We start from the raw sequence: 16552 nt of genomic DNA, 5'->3' as shown, positions 1-16552 counted from the left end.
GTTAGCCAATGAAGGGCCTTTCCTCTGGGTACCGGAAGCGGCGGCTGACAGCCGTGGCAGCCAGCGCCGCAATCAGTGTTGTCGGGCCGACGCGGCCCAGGTACATGATGAGACACAGAATAACCTGCGACGGTGCTGACAGCTCGGCGGTGATACCCGTCGACAGACCCACCGTGGCAAAGGCGGACATCACCTCAAACGACACCTCGTCGCCGCTGAACTGCGGATCGAAGATGCGCAGCGCGCCAATGCCGGCGGTGACCACCGCGACCCCGGCGAAGGCCAGCGCCAGCGACTGGCGCGTCACCGAGCGCGGCAGGGTGCGGTGACCGATCGAGGTGTCCTCGCGCCCGAGGAATTCGGCGGCCATCGCCGCGATGAGCACGCATGCGGTGGTTACCTTGACGCCGCCGGCGGTGCCGGCAGAACCGCCACCAATGAACATGAGAATGTCGGTGCCCATCAGGGTGATCGGGTGTGCCTCGCCGTAGTCAAAGGTGTTGAACCCCGCCGTGCGCGACGTCGCCGAGGCGAAAAAGGCGTTGAGCACCCTCTGCCAGACGGGCATGTCGCCGAACACCCCGTTCCACTCGGCAAACGCCATGAAGATCGCACCGGTGAACAGGAGGAACACGGTCGCTGCCAGTGTCATGCGTGCCGTAATGGAAATACGGTGAACGCGGACTTGTGAACGCCGCGTCAGGCGCACCAACTCCGCCCACACGGGGAAACCCAGCCCGCCGCCGATCAGCGCCGCCGCCAGCGGCATGAGCACCCACGCGTCGGCGGCGAACGGGACGAGGTTATCGGTGTTCGTACTAAACCCCGCGTTGTTAAACGCCGACACGGAGTGGAAGACGCCCTCCCACACCGCGCGGCTAAACGATTGGTCGTAGGAAACCATGAAGCGCAGCGTCAGAATTACCGCAACGAGCAGCTCGACGACCAGTGTGAACGCCACGGTGAAAACTAGCGTGCGGCGGATCCCACCCTGGGTGACGGGACGCCCTTCGGCAGCACCCGTCTGGCGCGCGCGAAAGCTCACGCGGCCGGTAAGTATCAGGCCGGACAGCGATGCGAGCGACATGATGCCCAAGCCACCGAGCTGTATCAGCGCAAGGATGATCCCTTGACCCAGTGGTGTCCAGTAGGTACCGGTGTCCACCACAGTCAGCCCTGTCAGGGAGACTGCAGAAGTCGCGGTGAACAGAGACGGCAGAAACGGCGCCCACTGCGGACCCGCGGTGGAGAAGGGCATCATCAGCAGGAGGGTCCCGGTCAAGATGAGCGCGAGGAAGACCACGGCGGTGAGCCGCGCAGGCTCGAAAAGGCCGACAGGGCGGGATTTATCCACGAGCGAATATCTTAGACCCGGTTTCGCGCGGAAAATGAAGAAACCCCCACCTGAAGTTTCCTCAGATGGGGGTTAAGGGTCAAAAAGTGTGTCCGGAATCGCCGATTTTCGGTGGTTGACCTGTAGGTTTCAGGAAAGTATATGCTCCGGAAGCATATATCCGGCCTCAGGCCGGGACATCCACGGTGTGGCAGCCGTGATGTGCTATGCGCGACGTGGTGTGGTGTCGCAATGTCAAAGAACCAACCACGCTGCCACTGCGGCGCAGTGATGAAACGCAACGGCACCACCAGCAAAGGCACCACCAGGTGGCGCTGCAAACAATGCGGCGCCTCCAGCGTCAAACGTCGAAACGACATCACCAACGCGGCAGTGTTCACCCAGTTCATCGAGCATTGCACCACCGCAATCTCACTGGACGACCTAGCCAAACGAAACGGCGTCAGCCGCGCCACAATGAAGCGGCGCTTCAAGTGGTGCTGGCTCGCTGATGTGCCTGACCCCACCGCCGGCCACGACAAGAGGATCTACGACCAGATCTTCCTCGACGGCACCTACACCGCCGGCGGCTGTCTGATCGTCGCGGCGACGATCGACCACGTGATTGCCTGGCACTGGTGTAAACACGAAACCACGCGCGACTACCAACGACTTCTCGAGCGCATCGAAGCCCCACTTATCGCCGTTATCGATGGCGGCCAGGGAGCCTACAGCGCAATCAAGAAGTGCTGGCCGACTACGAAAATTCAACGCTGCCTCGTCCACGCCCAACGCGTTGTACGCCGCTACACCACCACCAACCCACGCACCGATGCCGGACGCACCATCTATCGACTTGCGCTGAAGCTAACCCGGATCACCACCCTGGACGAGGCAGCGCAATGGGGTGCGCAACTGCACGAATTCTCCACGATCTACCGGTCATGGATGGACGAGAAAACCCTGATCAAAGACCCCAAAACCGGTGCATGGACCCGCGTGTGGACCCACCCCAACGTGCGCAAGGCCTACAACAGCCTCAACCACCTCTTCCGGTCCGAGATGCTGTTTGTCTACCTCACCCCACCAGAAGGTGTGCTGGAGAAACACCGCATTAAATCCACCACCAACAGCCTGGAGGGCGGCATCAACGCCCAGCTCAAACTGCTCGCCAGAACCCACCGGGGCAGATCCGGTGAACGACAACGCCGCATGCTGGATTGGTGGCTCTACCTCAAAACGGAACTGCCTGACGATCCAGTACGAATCGCCAGGCAGTCCGACTGGGGCCAGGGCCAACTCGCCAAAGTATCCACCCTGACCCGAAACGAGAACCAAGCCGACCACGAAACAGGACGACCAGCCCTCTACGACAACGCTATCGACACCGACTACACCCACTCAATCGGCATCCAGAAAGGCCAAATCTAACCCCCATGCGACACGCCGAGCCAGACACACTTTTTGACCCTTAACCCTCAGATGGGGGTAACTTTTTGGCGGAGACGACAGGATTTGAACCTGCGGCCCTCGTCAAGAGGGCAACTCCTTAGCAGGGAGCCCCATTCGGCCACTCTGGCACGTCTCCAGACCTTTTCGCATACTACCGAACCATCGCTCTAACGACCAAATAGACTAAGCCCCATGATTCGCCCCGACATCGAAGCCATCCCGCCATACCTTCCCGGCACGCGCAACGACAGCGCACTGAAGCTGTCGTCCAACGAGTCGAGCGAAGAGCCGCTGCCGGCTGCGGCACAGGCGATGGTGAGTGCTGCGCGCGGTGCCAACCGCTACCCCGACATGTTCGCCGTCGAACTGCGGGAGACGCTGGCTGAGCACCTGGGCGTAAGCCGCGAGGAGATTGCAGTGGGTAACGGCTCCTCGGCGCTGCTGCAGCAGCTCGTGCAGGCGACGTGCACGACCGACAACAACGTCATCTACGCGTGGCGCAGCTTCGAGGCCTACCCCATCTTCCTGCAAGTCGTCGGCGCCCAGCCTCGCCCCGTGCCCGTGACCCGCGACGGCAAGCACGACCTTGATCGCATGGCTTCGCTCATCGACGCCTCCACGTCCCTGGTGTTCCTCTGCACCCCGAACAACCCCTCCGGGCAGGTCATCACCAACGCGGAATTCGACGAGTTCATGGCGAAAGTGCCCGCCCACGTGACCGTTGCGCTCGACGAGGCGTACTTCGAGTACAACCGCGACGAGGATGCCGTGGAGGGCACCGACGCGATTGCCCGCTACCCCAACGTGGTGGCGCTGCGCACGTTTTCCAAGGCCTACGGCCTGGCCGGGGTTCGCGTCGGTTACGCCTTCGGCCCGCGCGAGATCATCGCCGCGCTCAACGCGGTGGCGATTCCCTTCCAAGTCAGCGCGGTCGCCCAGGCCGGAGCGATCGCCTCGCTCGAGGCAACCGACGCGATGCGGGCCCGCACCGACGAGACGGTGGCGGTGCGCGACGAGGTGGCCGACCACGTTCAGGCGGCGCGCACCCAGGCCAACTTCGTCTGGCTGCCAGGCGTCGACGCGCAGCGCATCAGCGCCGCGCTCGCCGCCCACGGTGTCTTAACCCGCGCCTTCCCCGAGGGCCTGCGCGTCACCGTGACCAACCGCGAGGAGGCCGAGCAGTTCATGCGCGCCTGGGACGCGGTGCAGGGCTAATCTTGAGAGCATGACTCAACTGCCCCGCACTGACATCGACCCCAACGGCCTGCTCGAGTACTCGGTGGTGTTCACCGACCGCTCCTTGAACCACATGTCGCAGAAGTTCATTACCTCGACGCAGGAGCTGCTCGGCATTCTCACCGACACCTACAACGCCGATACCGCCGCGCTTGTCCCCGGGGGCGGCACCGCGGCGATGGAGGCCGTGGCGCGCCAGCTCGCGACCGGCAAGAAGGTCCTGATCATCCGCCAGGGCAACTTCACGTTTAGGTGGACACAGATCATTGAGAAAGGCGCCATCACCGACCAGGTCAAGGTCCTCAACGCGGTTGCCACCGATGACTCCGACACCCCCTCGTACGCGCCGCCGGCTTTGGATAGCGTGCGCGAGGCCATCGCCGAGTTCGGCCCCGACCTCGTGGTCACCGCCCACACCGAAACCGCCTCCGGCACCTCACTCGGCGCGGACTACATCGCCGAGCTCGGCGCGGCGGCGCGCGAGGCCGACGCCCTGTTCGTCCTCGACTGCATCGCCGCTGGCGCCGACTTCACCGACATGGTCGCCTCGCAGGTTGACGTTCTCATTTCCGCGCCGCAGAAGTCCTGGTCCGGCTCGCCGGCGACCGGCTACGTCATGCTCAACTCGCGCGCCCGAGAGGCCGTCGTCACGAGCGAATCCACCTCCTTCACGCTCGACCTGGCGAAGTGGCTCGAGATCTTCGAGGGCTACCGCGACGGCAAGGCCGCCTACCACGCCACGCTGCCGACCGACACGATCGTGCACAACCTCGAGGTGATGAAGGAGTCCCTGGCAGTCGGGCTCGACGTTCTGGCCGCGCGCCAGGTCGAACTCGGCCGCGCCGTACGCGAGGCCGCACGCGAGCGCGGCTACGTCTCGGTCGCCGCCGAGGGCTACGAATCCAACGGCGTCGTCGTGCTCTACGCCGACGCCCCCGGGCTGCAGTCCGGCGCAGCGCTGAAGCCCTTTGGGGTGCAGATCGCCGCGGGTGTGCCGCTGAAGATCGGCGAGGGCGAGAACTTCTCCACGTTCCGCATCGGTCTGTTCGGCCTGGACAAGTGGGATGATCCGCAGGCCGCGGCGCAGAAGCTTATCGACGCCCTCGATGCGGCGCGCAGTTAAGCAGACGGGTCAGCGGCGTTGACAGTGCGATGATGATCCGCTACATTTCAGACATCAGCCCTAGCCGTTGACCCTCCAGTATAGGGAGAGCGCGGGTTAAGGGTCAAAAAGTGTGTCTGGCTCGGCGTGTCGCATGGGGGTTAGATTTGGCCTTTCTGGATGCCGATTGAGTGGGTGTAGTCGGTGTCGATAGCGTTGTCGTAGAGGGCTGGTCGTCCTGTTTCGTGGTCGGCTTGGTTCTCGTTTCGGGTCAGGGTGGATACTTTGGCGAGTTGGCCCTGGCCCCAGTCGGACTGCCTGGCGATTCGTACTGGATCGTCAGGCAGTTCCGTTTTGAGGTAGAGCCACCAATCCAGCATGCGGCGTTGTCGTTCACCGGATCTGCCCCGGTGGGTTCTGGCGAGCAGTTTGAGCTGGGCGTTGATGCCGCCCTCCAGGCTGTTGGTGGTGGATTTAATGCGGTGTTTCTCCAGCACACCTTCTGGTGGGGTGAGGTAGACAAACAGCATCTCGGACCGGAAGAGGTGGTTGAGGCTGTTGTAGGCCTTGCGCACGTTGGGGTGGGTCCACACGCGGGTCCATGCACCGGTTTTGGGGTCTTTGATCAGGGTTTTCTCGTCCATCCATGACCGGTAGATCGTGGAGAATTCGTGCAGTTGCGCACCCCATTGCGCTGCCTCGTCCAGGGTGGTGATCCGGGTTAGCTTCAGCGCAAGTCGATAGATGGTGCGTCCGGCATCGGTGCGTGGGTTGGTGGTGGTGTAGCGGCGTACAACGCGTTGGGCGTGGACGAGGCAGCGTTGAATTTTCGTAGTCGGCCAGCACTTCTTGATTGCGCTGTAGGCTCCCTGGCCGCCATCGATAACGGCGATAAGTGGGGCTTCGATGCGCTCGAGAAGTCGTTGGTAGTCGCGCGTGGTTTCGTGTTTACACCAGTGCCAGGCAATCACGTGGTCGATCGTCGCCGCGACGATCAGACAGCCGCCGGCGGTGTAGGTGCCGTCGAGGAAGATCTGGTCGTAGATCCTCTTGTCGTGGCCGGCGGTGGGGTCAGGCACATCAGCGAGCCAGCACCACTTGAAGCGCCGCTTCATTGTGGCGCGGCTGACGCCGTTTCGTTTGGCTAGGTCGTCCAGTGAGATTGCGGTGGTGCAATGCTCGATGAACTGGGTGAACACTGCCGCGTTGGTGATGTCGTTTCGACGTTTGACGCTGGAGGCGCCGCATTGTTTGCAGCGCCACCTGGTGGTGCCTTTGCTGGTGGTGCCGTTGCGTTTCATCACTGCGCCGCAGTGGCAGCGTGGTTGGTTCTTTGACATTGCGACACCACACCACGTCGCGCATAGCACATCACGGCTGCCACACCGTGGATGTCCCGGCCTGAGGCCGGATATATGCTTCCGGAGCGAATACTTTCCTGAAACCTACAGGTCAACCACCGAAAATCGGCGATTCCGGACACACTTTTTGACCCTTAACCCTATTTTCCGGTGGAGGATTAATGCCCAGGAAACCACAGAACAGCCATGATTCCGCTCCCTTGCGCCAAATAACGACTGCCGTCCTAGTTGACGGCGGCTTTTACCGTAAGCGAGCGTCTGAGCTGTTCGGGCGCAAAACCGCAGAAGCGCGGGCAGCTGAATTGGTGCAATATTGCCACCGCCACATTAGAAAATCCCGCGCGGGCCTCTACCGAATCTTTTATTACGACTGTCCTCCGTCGCAGCGCGTGGTTTACCATCCACTGCTCCAAACCCAGGTGAACCTGGCCAAGAGTGAATTATTTAGCTGGTCCAACGACTTTTTTAGGGCCTTGTCCAGCAAACGGAAAGTGGCAATCCGCCGAGGAGAGACCCTGGAGACGCAGGGTGGCTACACACTTCGGGATGGCCCGCTAAAGAAACTGTGCAGAGGCGCAATCAGTGTCGAGGACCTCCAAGAACATGATTTCGTTCTGGAGATCTCTCAAAAGGGTGTGGATATGCGAATCGGCCTAGACATAGCGTCGCTCGCTGAGCGAGGTCTGGTCAACCAGATAGTGATGATATCTGGCGACAGCGACTTCGTTCCTGCCGCTAAACATGCCCGCCGATCTGGAATCGATTTCATCCTCGATCCGATGTGGGCGCCAATTACAGACAGCCTCGCTGAACACATCGACGGTATCCGCCAATGCGTCTCTCCCCCGCCCAGGAACATGACTGATCCCCTTCACATCGACTACCGGGGAGACAGCCCTGAGCAGGACGATGACGAACTCTAGCCTGGGAGAAATTTTGGCGGAGACGGCGGGATTTGAACCCGCGGAGGTTTGACCCTCGCCGGTTTTCAAGACCGGTGCATTCGGCCGCTCTGCCACGTCTCCAGTGCCGCGATTGTAACCTACGGGCCGGGTAGTTCCGTTAATCTGGGGTGGCATGAAAGCCATCCAGCTCACTGACCCCGACAACCCCCGCTCCCTCGAACTAGTGGACGTCGCCGATCCCACCCCGGGCGACGGCGAGGTCATGGTCAAGGTTGCCGCCGCCGGCGTGAACCGCGGCGACCTGATGCAGGCCAAGGGTATGTACCCGCCGCCGAAGGGCGAATCCGAGATCATCGGCTTGGAGTGCGCGGGGGTGCGCACCGACACCGGGGAGGAGGTCGGCTGCCTGCTCGCCGGCGGCGGTTACGCCGAGTACGTCGCGGTTCCGGAGGGCCAGCTCACGCCGATCCCGAAGGGGTTCGGCCTAGTTGACACGGCCGGTGTTGTGGAGGTCGCCGCCACCGTTTGGTCGAACCTGGGCATGCTTGCCGACGCCTCCCGCGGCGACCGGGTCCTCATCCACGGCGGCGCCGGCGGGATCGGTTCGTTTGCCATCCAGCTGTGCAAGGCGCTCGGCTGCGAGGTGGCCGTAACCGCGGGTAGCGCCGAGAAGCTCGAATACTGCCGCGACCTCGGCGCGGACATCGCGATCAACTACCACGACCAGGACTTTTCCGAGGATCTCAAGGGCAGCTGCGACGTCATCCTCGACATCATGGGGGGGTCCTACTTGGAGCCCAACGTCGCGAGCCTGGCTATCGACGGCCGCCTGATCGTCATCGCGTTGCAGGGCGGGCCGAAGGGCACCCTCAACTTGGGCCGCATGCTCACCCGCCGCCAGTCCGTTCACGCCACCACGTTGCGCGCCCGCCCGCGCCCGATGAAGGCGGAGATCGTCGGCAGCATGGTGGAAAACGTCTGGCCCCTGCTCGAAAGCGGCGCCATCAAGGCGAACGTGTCCAAAACTTTCCCGCTTGCCGACGCCGCCACCGCCCACGACTACCTCGACTCCGGCGATCACACCGGCAAGGTTGTCTTAACGCTCGACTAAACCGTCTACGCCAGCGACGCCACGGTGCGGATCAGGTGCTCGATGTCGGCCGTGGTGTTGAACGGACTGAGCGACACGGTGACCGCGCCGCCGAGCTCGCCGACACCCATCTCCTCGGTCAACGGCCCCTGCGGCATGAGAGACGCCACGATCCCGTGGGCGAAGAGGCGCTGCTGCACCGTCAGCGCGGGCACGCCCTTGACACCGAAGGACAAGCGCGGGATGCGGTCCACCTCCGCGTCCGACTCGGCGGCGGCCTCGCCCGAAACACCCACGATGTGCACCGCGGGCAGGGTGCCCAGGAAGGTGTGCAGCTCGTCGCGCAGCCGCTCCAGGTATCCGGAGGTCTCCGACATGGAGGCCACGAGGCGCGTGCGGCGGGTGGAGCGGCCCGTGGGGGCGTCGACAAGCGAGGCGTAGTGGTCGATAGTCGGCGCGGCGGCGCCGGCCAACCCCGGGGACACCCCCAGATCCAGGCGCGCGACGCCGTTGGCCGCCGGGTCGCCCACGGCGGCCAGGCGGCCGAACATGCTCTCGTCGCGGAGCACCAGCGCGGCGATTTCCGGACCACCCATTTCTTTCAGGTCCACTGCCACAATGTCTGCGCCCCAGTCGTCGAAGGTGATGGGGCGGTACGGGGCGTAGGCAGAGGCGTCGACAAGCACCCAGGCACGCGAAGCGGCGCGCACCGTCTCCGCGATCTCCGCGACCGGCGCAACCGTTCCCAAGTAGGGGTGCGCCGCGGGCACCGACACCAGCCGCGTGGCGCCGTCGACAAGATCCATGTACTGCCAGCCCGGCAGCGACCCGGTGGCCAGGTCAGCCGCAGCCCACCGCACATCCGCTTCAGTGCGCCCAAGCGCCGCGGTCAACTCGACGCGATCGACGTTGTTGAGCACCACGGAGGAATTGCGGCGCAGAAGCGGGCGCATCGACGCCACCAAAGAGGCGTAAAGGTACACAAGGCCCGGGCCGAGGACGACGCGCTCGGGGGTGGCACCGACGAGGTCGGCGACGGCCACGGAGGCGTCGCTAAGCAAGGTGGCCGCCTCGGGCGAGCCTGAGGTCGGCTTGGAGTGCGTTCCGGCGGCGGGCTCGGGCCGCGAAACCGACGTGGCCACGCGAAATGAGCGCGCAACGGCCGACGACACCCGCTCCGGAACCTGCGGGCAATCATGCGCGTTGAGGTAAATCCAGCCGTCGGACAGTGAGGTGTAGAGGCCGCGGACTCCGGCAATGTCGTAGGCCACGCACACACCTCCTCGACCCTGATCGATGCCTATTAACCAAACCAATTATGCACACCTTGACCTTGCAACGCACACTCGCAGCTAGGGTGTTTGATGTGCAAGAGAACCAAAAGTTGCGGGACCGCTTGCGAAGCGACGTCTCACGCATGACCACCAACGCTTCAGTCGAACCGCCCGCGTCGAAGTCCACGACGCTGTCCATGGCGTTTCGCGATCTCGTCCGCGGTTGGCGCCAAAACGAACTGTGGCTCCAGCTCGGCTGGCAGGACATCAAGCAGCGCTACCGGCGCAGCACCCTGGGCCCGCTGTGGATCACCATCGCCACCGGCGTGATGGCGCTCGCGCTGGGGCTGTTGTACTCCATGCTGTTCCAGATCTCGGTGAGGGAGTTCCTCCCCCACGTCACCGTCGGGTTTATCATCTGGGGGTTCATCGCCGGATGCATCAAAGACGGCTCGGACATCTTCATTGAAAACGAGGGCCTGATCAAGCAGCTGCCCTCGGCGCTCTCGGTGCACGTCTACCGCCTGGTGTGGCGGCAGCTGCTGTTCCTGGCCCACAACATGGTGATCTGGGTGCTGCTGGTGGTTGTGTTCCGCATCCCGCTGTCGTGGAATACCCTGCTGGCCATCCCCGCGCTGGCCCTGCTGGTGATCAACGGTGTGTGGGTAACCATGCTGTTCGGCATCATCGCCACACGCTTCCGCGACGTCGCCCCGCTTCTCGAGTCCCTGATGCAGCTGTTGTTCTACGTCACCCCCATCGTGTGGACAACCCAGACACTCAAGGACCAGGGCGGCGAGGTCGCGCAGCGCGCCCGCATTGCCGAGCTCAACCCGCTCTACCACTACCTCGAGATCGTGCGCGCCCCGCTCATCGGCAAGGAGACCGACCTGTACCACTGGGGCATCGTCGGCGCCTGCACCGTTGTCGGACTCCTGCTTGCGCTCCTCGTCATGCGGCAGTGGCGCTTCCGCGTCCCCTACTGGGTATAAGGAGAAAACACGTGGTTTCCATTGACACCTACGACGCCTGCGTCGACTTTCCCATCTTCGACGCCAAATCACGCTCCCTGAAAAAGGCCGTGGTCTCCTCCGCCGGCGGCGCGATCGGCAAAAACGCCTCCAACACCGTCGTTGTCGAAGCGCTCAAAGACATCAACCTCCACCTGCGCGAAGGCGACCGCGTGGGCCTCGTCGGCCACAACGGCGCGGGCAAATCCACCCTGTTGCGGCTGCTTTCCGGCATCTACGAGCCGACCCGCGGCGTCGCCGACGTGCGCGGCCGCGTCGCCCCCGTCTTCGACCTCGGCGTGGGCATGGACCCCGAAATCTCGGGGTACGAAAACATCATCATCAGGGGGTTGTTCCTCGGGCAGTCGCGCAAACAAATGCGCGCCAAAATCGACGAAATCGCCGAATTCTCCGAGCTCGGCGACTACCTCAACATGCCCCTGCGCACCTATTCCACAGGCATGCGGGTGCGCCTCGCGCTCGGCGTGGTCACCTCCATTGAGCCAGAGATTTTGCTTCTCGACGAGGGCATCGGCGCCGTCGACGCCGCCTTCATGGCCAAGGCCCGTGTGCGTCTGGCGGAACTCGTCGCCAGGTCAGGAATCCTCGTCTTCGCCTCCCACTCCAACGACTTCCTCGCGCAGCTGTGCACCACCGCTTTGTGGGTGGACAAGGGCGAAATTCGGCAGGCCGGGCTGGTCTCCGACGTCGTCGAAGCCTACGAAGGGCCCGAGGCGGGCAAGTACGTCGCCGATTTGGTCGAACGGTTTCATCCTGGGGCGGTGTAGTGACAAATGTTGCGAGATCGGTGCAACATTTGGCACTCACCACCCCAAACCCCACAACCTAACCCCTAAAACCATTCGCGCGAAGCAGCGCGCTCAGCCTCTCGGGCAGTTGAGGCAACGTCCCCGAGGAGAATCGCAGCGGCGTCCACCCGAGCGCGGTGGCATCGAGGTTGATCAGAGAGTCCTTTTACCGCTGGTCGTACTCCCAGTGGTGTGAGCCGTCGTACATGAGGCCGATCTTCGGCTCCACAAGCGCGAGGTCCAAGATCGTGACCAGGCGCGAACCACTGTAGAGGGGCATTTGCTGCTGCAAACTAAGGCCGAAACGCTGAGCAATCTGCACGGTGAGCAGCCGCATCTCTGTCTCCTTCGGCGAGTCTGCGAGAGGGCTGGACTGGGAAAGGATCTTTTCCAGCCACCGGCCGTTGACGCGGTAGCGCGCAGCGTCGCGGAGTTCGCCTGCGGTCACCGAGAGGTGGCGCATGGCGGCGTCGACAAGCTGAATGCTCTCCAGCTCATCGCCACCGATAACTTTGAGCGCGCCGCAGGTGGTGACGGCTGGGTTTGCGACGCGGAAGGGGTAGCCGTTAAAGATCAGCGCCCACGCCTCGCTGTCGCGGCAGCCGCGCCGTGTGATGGTCGCGCTCAGCGCGTCGCCCGTCGCGTTCCCCGCCCGGGGAAGCACGAGCGTGGTGTCCCAGCCCTCCACGAGGTGCGGCAGGCCGTAGACGGCGAGCGCGCTGTGGCCCACGATGATGGACTCCGGGTGCTCCTCCGCCAGCGCCAAGGCGCGGGCGGCGGCGGGCGCGCCGTACTCGATCGAGCGCGGGTGGGTGCGGGCGTCGGCAAGCACTGCCCACGTCGGGCGAAGCGCGCTGGTAGGTAGGAAGTGGCGCGCCGAGATCTGCTCGCAGCCTGGGTCGGGTGCGCTCTTGATGGGCCAGGGGGTGGCGTTGGTCATGCCGTCGAAAAGCGTCATGCCCTATTAGAGTCCGACGGGCCCGGCGCGGGTTCCCTGGTGCACAATAGAATCTATGACTTCGAGCTTGAGCGCGGATGGAACGACTGCGGCTGTGATCGTGACGCATAAGCGCGTCGACCTGCTGCGCCATTCGCTGCGCCAGGTCGCCGCGCAGACCCATCCGGTGGAGTGGATCATCGTGGTCGACAACGGGGCCGAGCCCGCCGTGGAGGAGTTATTGCACGAGGTCAGCCCCGACAAGGGCGTATACCTGCCGTCGCGCACCAACCTCGGCGGCGCCGGCGGGTTCGCCTACGGCTTCCTGCACGCCCTGGCGCTGGGCGCGGACGCCGTGTGGTGCGCGGACGACGACGGCCGCCCAGCCGACGAAAACGTCCTCGCCGAGCTCTACCGCGTCGCGGCCACCCACGACCTGCACCAAGTCAGCCCGATCGTCGCCAACCTGGGCGACCCCGAAAAACTAGCGTTCCCGCTGCGCCAGGGCCTGAGCTGGAAGCGACACACAAGCGAGCTGGAGGGCGATTTCCTCCCCCAGTACGCCTCGCTGTTCAACGGCGCGCTGATCAGCTCGCAAGCAATGGAGCGCATCGGCGTGCCCGACTACCGCCTATTCATCCGCGGCGACGAGGTGGAGTACCACCGCAGGCTGGCCCAGTCGGGGCTGCGCTACGGCACCGCGCTGACCGCGTCCTACCTGCACCCGGACGGCTCGGGCGAGTTCCACCCGATCATGGGCGGCAGGGCCCACGCGCAGTGGCCGGACAACCCGACGAAGCGCTACTTCACGTTCCGCAACCGCGGATACATCATCAACCAGCGCGGGATGCGGAAGATGAAGCTGCAGGAAGTGGTGCGTTTCGGCTGGTTCTTCCTGCTGCAGCGCAAGAACCCGCGCGAGTTTGCCCAGTGGCTTAGGTTACTGCGGATGGGGGCACGGGAGGATTTCCGTCGTCCGTAAACCGGCGCGGCTCGGCGGAGGCGACGATCTTCGTCTCCTCCTTGAAAATCACCCGGCGCTGGAGCACGAAGTTGGTCACCGTCGCTACGCCCTGGGCAATGACAAACGAGGTCGCGTCCTTCCACGGGTTGACAAAACCGAGCGCGATCAGCGGGCCCTCAGTGATGTTGTAGAGCAGCACCTGCACCGCGAACGTGGAGGCGTAGAGAAGCAGAACAGCCCCCGCCTTCTTCACCGTCACCGCGGCCTGGAAGGCGAAGCGCGAGTTGAGCACGTACGCGATCAGCGTGCCAAAACACCAGCCCACCACCTTGGACAAGTCGCGCGACAGCGGCGAGAGCTCGGTCAGCCCGTAGGTAATGCCGAAGTCGACCACGGCGCAACCGACGCCAATGATGAGAAACGGCACGAGCTGCCTTCTCACTGAAGTCAGGTAACTGGCCGGGGCTTCTTCCATAGACACGGGCAACAATCCTACCCACGAAGCAGCGCGCGGAAGGTATCCAGCCGTTCCACCGGCGCCACTTCGGACGCCCCATAGGCCCCGATCGCGGCGAGACGCACGAGCGATCCGGCGCATTTGTGGCGCACCTTCCGCGCGGGCAGCTTGGGGTGGCCGAGCGAGGCATATGTGCTGGTGATGATGCTATCGGTCGTCTCGGCATCGGCGAAGCAAGCCAGCGCCAGCACCACGGCCCAAAACGCGTCGCGCCCCGCCGCGGTCCGCTCGCGCGGGAGCTTGCTTATCGACGCCCTCACCGACGCCGGCAGGTCCGTCTCGCGCCCCAAGTCAAGAGCTTTGAGCAGGAGCACGAAGTCGTACATCGAGGTCCGGGCGACGGCATCGCGCACCTCGGCGCGGGTGAGCTTGAGCACGTCGGCGGCGATGTCCTCGCCGATCAGGTCGCGGTTGATTTCGGAGATGTTCAGCCCCTCCGTCCCGAAGGCACCGGAGCCGGCGATGCACACGGCGGGCGGGGTAGCGTCGTCACGCGGGTAGGCCTCGACGAGCTCGAGGTCGAAGCGCCACAGGCCCCAGTGGTAGTAGATGGTGGTGCGGGCGCCGGTGAGGGCGTCGCTAAGCGTGGTGGCGGGGTCGATGACTGTATCCGGCCGCGGCTCGGCTGGCTCGGTGGTAAAACCCGCGGGTTGCGCGCTGAGGCCGAAGGCGGTGGCGACGGCGCGGGAGACGTCGTGAAGCGAGCTCGCCTCGTCGATGCCAAGGTAGCGGTAGGCCTCCTCGTCGCCGACGTGCACGGAGACGCGCAGCATGAACGTCGAGCGGCTGCCCGAGCGCGGGCGCAGCAGAGCGAGGTCGAACACGGGCGCTCTGTACTCGCTGTGCTCGCTGCCTCTCATGTCGCCCCAGCTTAGCGCTGGCGTAGACTTGGCCACCATGAGGAAGCACTACAAGGGCGATGATCCGCACGCAATCCACGAGGCCGCGCAGCGGGTCGAGGCGCCCCTGTCCGACTTCATGGTCCGCCTCTTCGCCGAAGAGCTGCCGTTTCTCGACAGCGCTTCGCGCACCCGCGTCTACGACATCCTGCGCGAGCACAAGGCGGCGGGCCGCGGTGTGATCTCGTCCCAGGAGGAGCTTCCCGCGGAGATTCGTGAACTCATGGACCTCTAGCGGGCGACTAGGCTTGAGCGCATGCAACTACACACAGACGTTGAATCGCTCTACGGGTGGGGGCGCACCGCACCGTCGACCGCCCATGTGCTGTCCACCCCCGACGTCGAGGTGATCAAGCGCGCCGTTGCGCAGGTCGCTGACGACAAGGCCGCCGCGAGCCGCGGCATCATCGCGCGCGGCATGGGCCGCTCCTACGGCGACCCCGCCCAAAACGGCGGCGGCCTCGTGATTGACATGCAGCCGCTGAACCGCATCCACTCCATCGACCCGTCGACCGGGATTGTCGACGTCGACGCGGGCGTGACCCTCGACCAGCTCATGAAGGCCGCCCTGCCGTACGGCCTGTGGGTCCCCGTTTTGCCGGGCACCCGTCAGGTCACCATCGGCGGCGCGATCGGGCCGGACATCCACGGCAAGAACCACCACTCCGCGGGCTCCTTCGGCAACCACGTCGTCTCCATGGAGCTGCTCGTCGCCGACGGGCGCGTGCTGCACCTCGAGCCGCACGGCAGCACCGACGACCCGGACGGCACCCTGTTCTGGGCCACCGTCGGCGGGATGGGCCTGACCGGCATCATCCTGCGCGCGCGGATCCTGATGACGCGCACGGAGACGGCCTACTTCATCGCCGACACCGAGCGAACCGACACCCTGGACGAGACGATCGCGGCGCACTCCGACGGCTCCGAGGTCAACTACACCTACTCCTCCGCGTGGTTCGACGCGATCTCCGCGCCGCCGAAGACGGGCCGCTCTACTATTTCCCGCGGCTCGCTGGCCACCCTGGCGCAGCTCGAGGAGTACGCCCCGAAGCTGGCGAAGGACCCGTTGAAGTTCAACGCGCCGCAGCTAATGACGGTGCCGGACATCTTCCCCTCGTGGACGATGAACAAGCTGTCCCTGATGGCCATCGGCGAGGCCTACTACCGCATGGGCGCGCCGGCGAAAAACCAGGTCAAGAACCTGACGCAGTTCTACCAGCCGCTGGACCTGATCGGTGAGTGGAACCGCGGCTATGGCTCCAAGGGCTTCCTGCAGTACCAGTTCGTGGTGCCCACCGACGCCGTCGAGCCGTTCAAGGACATCATCTACCAGATCCAGTCCTCCGGCCACTACACCGCACTCAACGTGTTCAAGCTGTTCGGCGAGGGCAACCGCGCACCGCTGTCGTACCCGATGAAGGGCTGGAATGTGTGCGTGGACTTCCCCATCCGTTCCGGCTTGGGCGACTTCCTCGACCGCTTGGATGAGCAGGTCATGGAGTTCGGCGGCCGCCTTTACCTGGCCAAGGAGTCGCGCACTTCGGCCGAGAAGTTCCACGCGATGTACCCGGGCATGGCCGGCTGGCTTGAGACCCGCCGCAACATCGACCCGAACGGCGTCTTCGCGTCCGACATGTCGCGCCGCCTCGAGCTCAATTAAAGG

At 64.3% G+C, this 16552-nt stretch carries 16 protein-coding genes and 2 tRNA genes; 10 read left to right on the top strand and 8 right to left on the bottom strand.

Going from position 1 to position 16552, the window contains the following annotated elements; genetic code table 11:
- Position 1 precedes the first annotated feature (1 nt).
- Positions 2-1354, bottom strand: coding sequence for a TrkH family potassium uptake protein (locus RIU96_RS02995; RefSeq protein WP_259813170.1), 1353 nt, complete (start codon positions 1352-1354; stop codon positions 2-4).
- A gap of 231 nt (positions 1355-1585) precedes the next feature.
- Here RIU96_RS02995 and RIU96_RS02990 point away from each other — a divergent pair, with 231 nt between their 5' ends.
- Positions 1586-2764 (top strand): IS1249 family transposase, encoded by a 1179-nt coding sequence (locus RIU96_RS02990; RefSeq protein ID WP_144780175.1) that lies wholly within the window; start codon positions 1586-1588, stop codon positions 2762-2764.
- A gap of 66 nt (positions 2765-2830) precedes the next feature.
- Here RIU96_RS02990 and RIU96_RS02985 read toward each other — a convergent pair.
- Positions 2831-2921 (bottom strand) — tRNA-Ser (locus RIU96_RS02985).
- A gap of 56 nt (positions 2922-2977) precedes the next feature.
- Here RIU96_RS02985 and RIU96_RS02980 point away from each other — a divergent pair.
- Positions 2978-4000 (top strand): histidinol-phosphate transaminase, encoded by a 1023-nt coding sequence (locus tag RIU96_RS02980; protein ID WP_144740837.1) that lies wholly within the window; start codon positions 2978-2980, stop codon positions 3998-4000.
- Between the two features lie 10 nt (positions 4001-4010).
- A complete protein-coding gene (locus RIU96_RS02975; protein WP_006839184.1) occupies positions 4011-5144 on the top strand; it encodes an aminotransferase class V-fold PLP-dependent enzyme in 1134 nt (377 codons plus the stop codon).
- Positions 5145-5284: 140 nt separating this feature from the next.
- Here the strand turns inward: RIU96_RS02975 and RIU96_RS02970 are convergent, their stop codons facing one another.
- Entirely contained in the window at positions 5285-6463 is a 1179-nt protein-coding gene (locus RIU96_RS02970; RefSeq protein WP_144780175.1) for an IS1249 family transposase, read from the bottom strand.
- A 182-nt stretch (positions 6464-6645) separates the two neighbouring features.
- Here RIU96_RS02970 and RIU96_RS02965 point away from each other — a divergent pair, with 182 nt between their 5' ends.
- Positions 6646-7407, top strand: a complete 762-nt coding sequence (locus RIU96_RS02965) for an NYN domain-containing protein (protein ID WP_040422119.1) — start codon at positions 6646-6648, stop codon at positions 7405-7407.
- Positions 7408-7421: 14 nt separating this feature from the next.
- Here the strand turns inward: RIU96_RS02965 and RIU96_RS02960 are convergent.
- Positions 7422-7509 (bottom strand) — tRNA-Ser (locus RIU96_RS02960).
- Positions 7510-7561: 52 nt separating this feature from the next.
- On the opposite strand from RIU96_RS02960, the gene RIU96_RS02955 reads away from it, so the two are divergent.
- Positions 7562-8500 (top strand): NAD(P)H-quinone oxidoreductase, encoded by a 939-nt coding sequence (locus RIU96_RS02955; RefSeq protein ID WP_144740840.1) that lies wholly within the window; start codon positions 7562-7564, stop codon positions 8498-8500.
- Positions 8501-8505: 5 nt separating this feature from the next.
- Here the strand turns inward: RIU96_RS02955 and RIU96_RS02950 are convergent, their stop codons facing one another.
- The gene (locus tag RIU96_RS02950; protein ID WP_311205103.1) at positions 8506-9750 is read right to left on the bottom strand and encodes an aminotransferase class V-fold PLP-dependent enzyme; all 1245 of its coding nucleotides are present in this window, start codon (positions 9748-9750) and stop codon (positions 8506-8508) included.
- Between the two features lie 95 nt (positions 9751-9845).
- Between RIU96_RS02950 and RIU96_RS02945 the strand changes: the two genes are divergently transcribed.
- Together RIU96_RS02945 and RIU96_RS02940 are read left to right on the top strand one after the other, a co-directional pair.
- Entirely contained in the window at positions 9846-10745 is a 900-nt protein-coding gene (locus tag RIU96_RS02945; protein WP_311205102.1) for a galactan export ABC transporter permease subunit Wzm/RfbD, read from the top strand.
- Between the two features lie 11 nt (positions 10746-10756).
- Positions 10757-11551, top strand: coding sequence for a galactan export ABC transporter ATP-binding subunit Wzt/RfbE (locus RIU96_RS02940; protein ID WP_144690132.1), 795 nt, complete (start codon positions 10757-10759; stop codon positions 11549-11551).
- Between the two features lie 187 nt (positions 11552-11738).
- On the opposite strand, the gene RIU96_RS02935 is transcribed toward RIU96_RS02940, so the two are convergent.
- Positions 11739-12530, bottom strand: coding sequence for a hypothetical protein (locus RIU96_RS02935; RefSeq protein WP_144690134.1), 792 nt, complete (start codon positions 12528-12530; stop codon positions 11739-11741).
- 55 nt (positions 12531-12585) lie between these two features.
- On the opposite strand from RIU96_RS02935, the gene RIU96_RS02930 reads away from it, so the two are divergent.
- Positions 12586-13491: a galactofuranosyltransferase GlfT1 gene (locus RIU96_RS02930; protein ID WP_136649919.1), complete on the top strand. Its 906-nt coding sequence runs from the start codon at positions 12586-12588 to the stop codon at positions 13489-13491.
- On the opposite strand, the gene RIU96_RS02925 is transcribed toward RIU96_RS02930, so the two are convergent.
- Positions 13445-13900, bottom strand: a complete 456-nt coding sequence (locus RIU96_RS02925) for a GtrA family protein (protein ID WP_311205101.1) — start codon at positions 13898-13900, stop codon at positions 13445-13447. The two genes, RIU96_RS02930 and RIU96_RS02925, sit on opposite strands and share 47 nt — an antisense overlap.
- A gap of 65 nt (positions 13901-13965) precedes the next feature.
- Entirely contained in the window at positions 13966-14850 is an 885-nt protein-coding gene (locus tag RIU96_RS02920) for a plasmid pRiA4b ORF-3 family protein (protein WP_144690136.1), read from the bottom strand.
- 37 nt (positions 14851-14887) lie between these two features.
- On the opposite strand from RIU96_RS02920, the gene RIU96_RS02915 reads away from it, so the two are divergent.
- Together RIU96_RS02915 and RIU96_RS02910 are read left to right on the top strand one after the other, a co-directional pair.
- Positions 14888-15124: a hypothetical protein gene (locus RIU96_RS02915; protein WP_136649917.1), complete on the top strand. Its 237-nt coding sequence runs from the start codon at positions 14888-14890 to the stop codon at positions 15122-15124.
- 21 nt (positions 15125-15145) lie between these two features.
- Positions 15146-16549: a decaprenylphosphoryl-beta-D-ribose oxidase gene (locus RIU96_RS02910; protein ID WP_181729549.1), complete on the top strand. Its 1404-nt coding sequence runs from the start codon at positions 15146-15148 to the stop codon at positions 16547-16549.
- Positions 16550-16552: the final 3 nt, after the last annotated feature.

The sequence above is a fragment of the Corynebacterium sp. Z-1 genome (genome assembly GCF_031844665.1).
Lineage (GTDB): Bacteria > Actinomycetota > Actinomycetes > Mycobacteriales > Mycobacteriaceae > Corynebacterium > Corynebacterium sanguinis.
The sequence above is the reverse complement of the archived record's forward strand: the minus strand, read 5'-3'. Positions and strand labels throughout refer to the sequence as shown.

Bases quoted from the DNA above. Each gene is read 5' to 3' on its own strand.
- RIU96_RS02990 (WP_144780175.1), top strand. From the start codon at position 1,586: ATGTCAAAGAACCAACCACGCTGCCACTGCGGCGCAGTGATGAAACGC.
- RIU96_RS02980 (WP_144740837.1), top strand. From the start codon at position 2,978: ATGATTCGCCCCGACATCGAAGCCATCCCGCCATACCTTCCCGGCACG.
- RIU96_RS02975 (WP_006839184.1), top strand. From the start codon at position 4,011: ATGACTCAACTGCCCCGCACTGACATCGACCCCAACGGCCTGCTCGAG.
- RIU96_RS02970 (WP_144780175.1), bottom strand. From the start codon at position 6,463: ATGTCAAAGAACCAACCACGCTGCCACTGCGGCGCAGTGATGAAACGC.
- RIU96_RS02965 (WP_040422119.1), top strand. From the start codon at position 6,646: ATGCCCAGGAAACCACAGAACAGCCATGATTCCGCTCCCTTGCGCCAA.
- RIU96_RS02955 (WP_144740840.1), top strand. From the start codon at position 7,562: ATGAAAGCCATCCAGCTCACTGACCCCGACAACCCCCGCTCCCTCGAA.
- RIU96_RS02935 (WP_144690134.1), bottom strand. From the start codon at position 12,530: ATGACGCTTTTCGACGGCATGACCAACGCCACCCCCTGGCCCATCAAG.
- RIU96_RS02930 (WP_136649919.1), top strand. From the start codon at position 12,586: ATGACTTCGAGCTTGAGCGCGGATGGAACGACTGCGGCTGTGATCGTG.
- RIU96_RS02920 (WP_144690136.1), bottom strand. From the start codon at position 14,850: ATGAGAGGCAGCGAGCACAGCGAGTACAGAGCGCCCGTGTTCGACCTC.
- RIU96_RS02915 (WP_136649917.1), top strand. From the start codon at position 14,888: ATGAGGAAGCACTACAAGGGCGATGATCCGCACGCAATCCACGAGGCC.
- RIU96_RS02910 (WP_181729549.1), top strand. From the start codon at position 15,146: ATGCAACTACACACAGACGTTGAATCGCTCTACGGGTGGGGGCGCACC.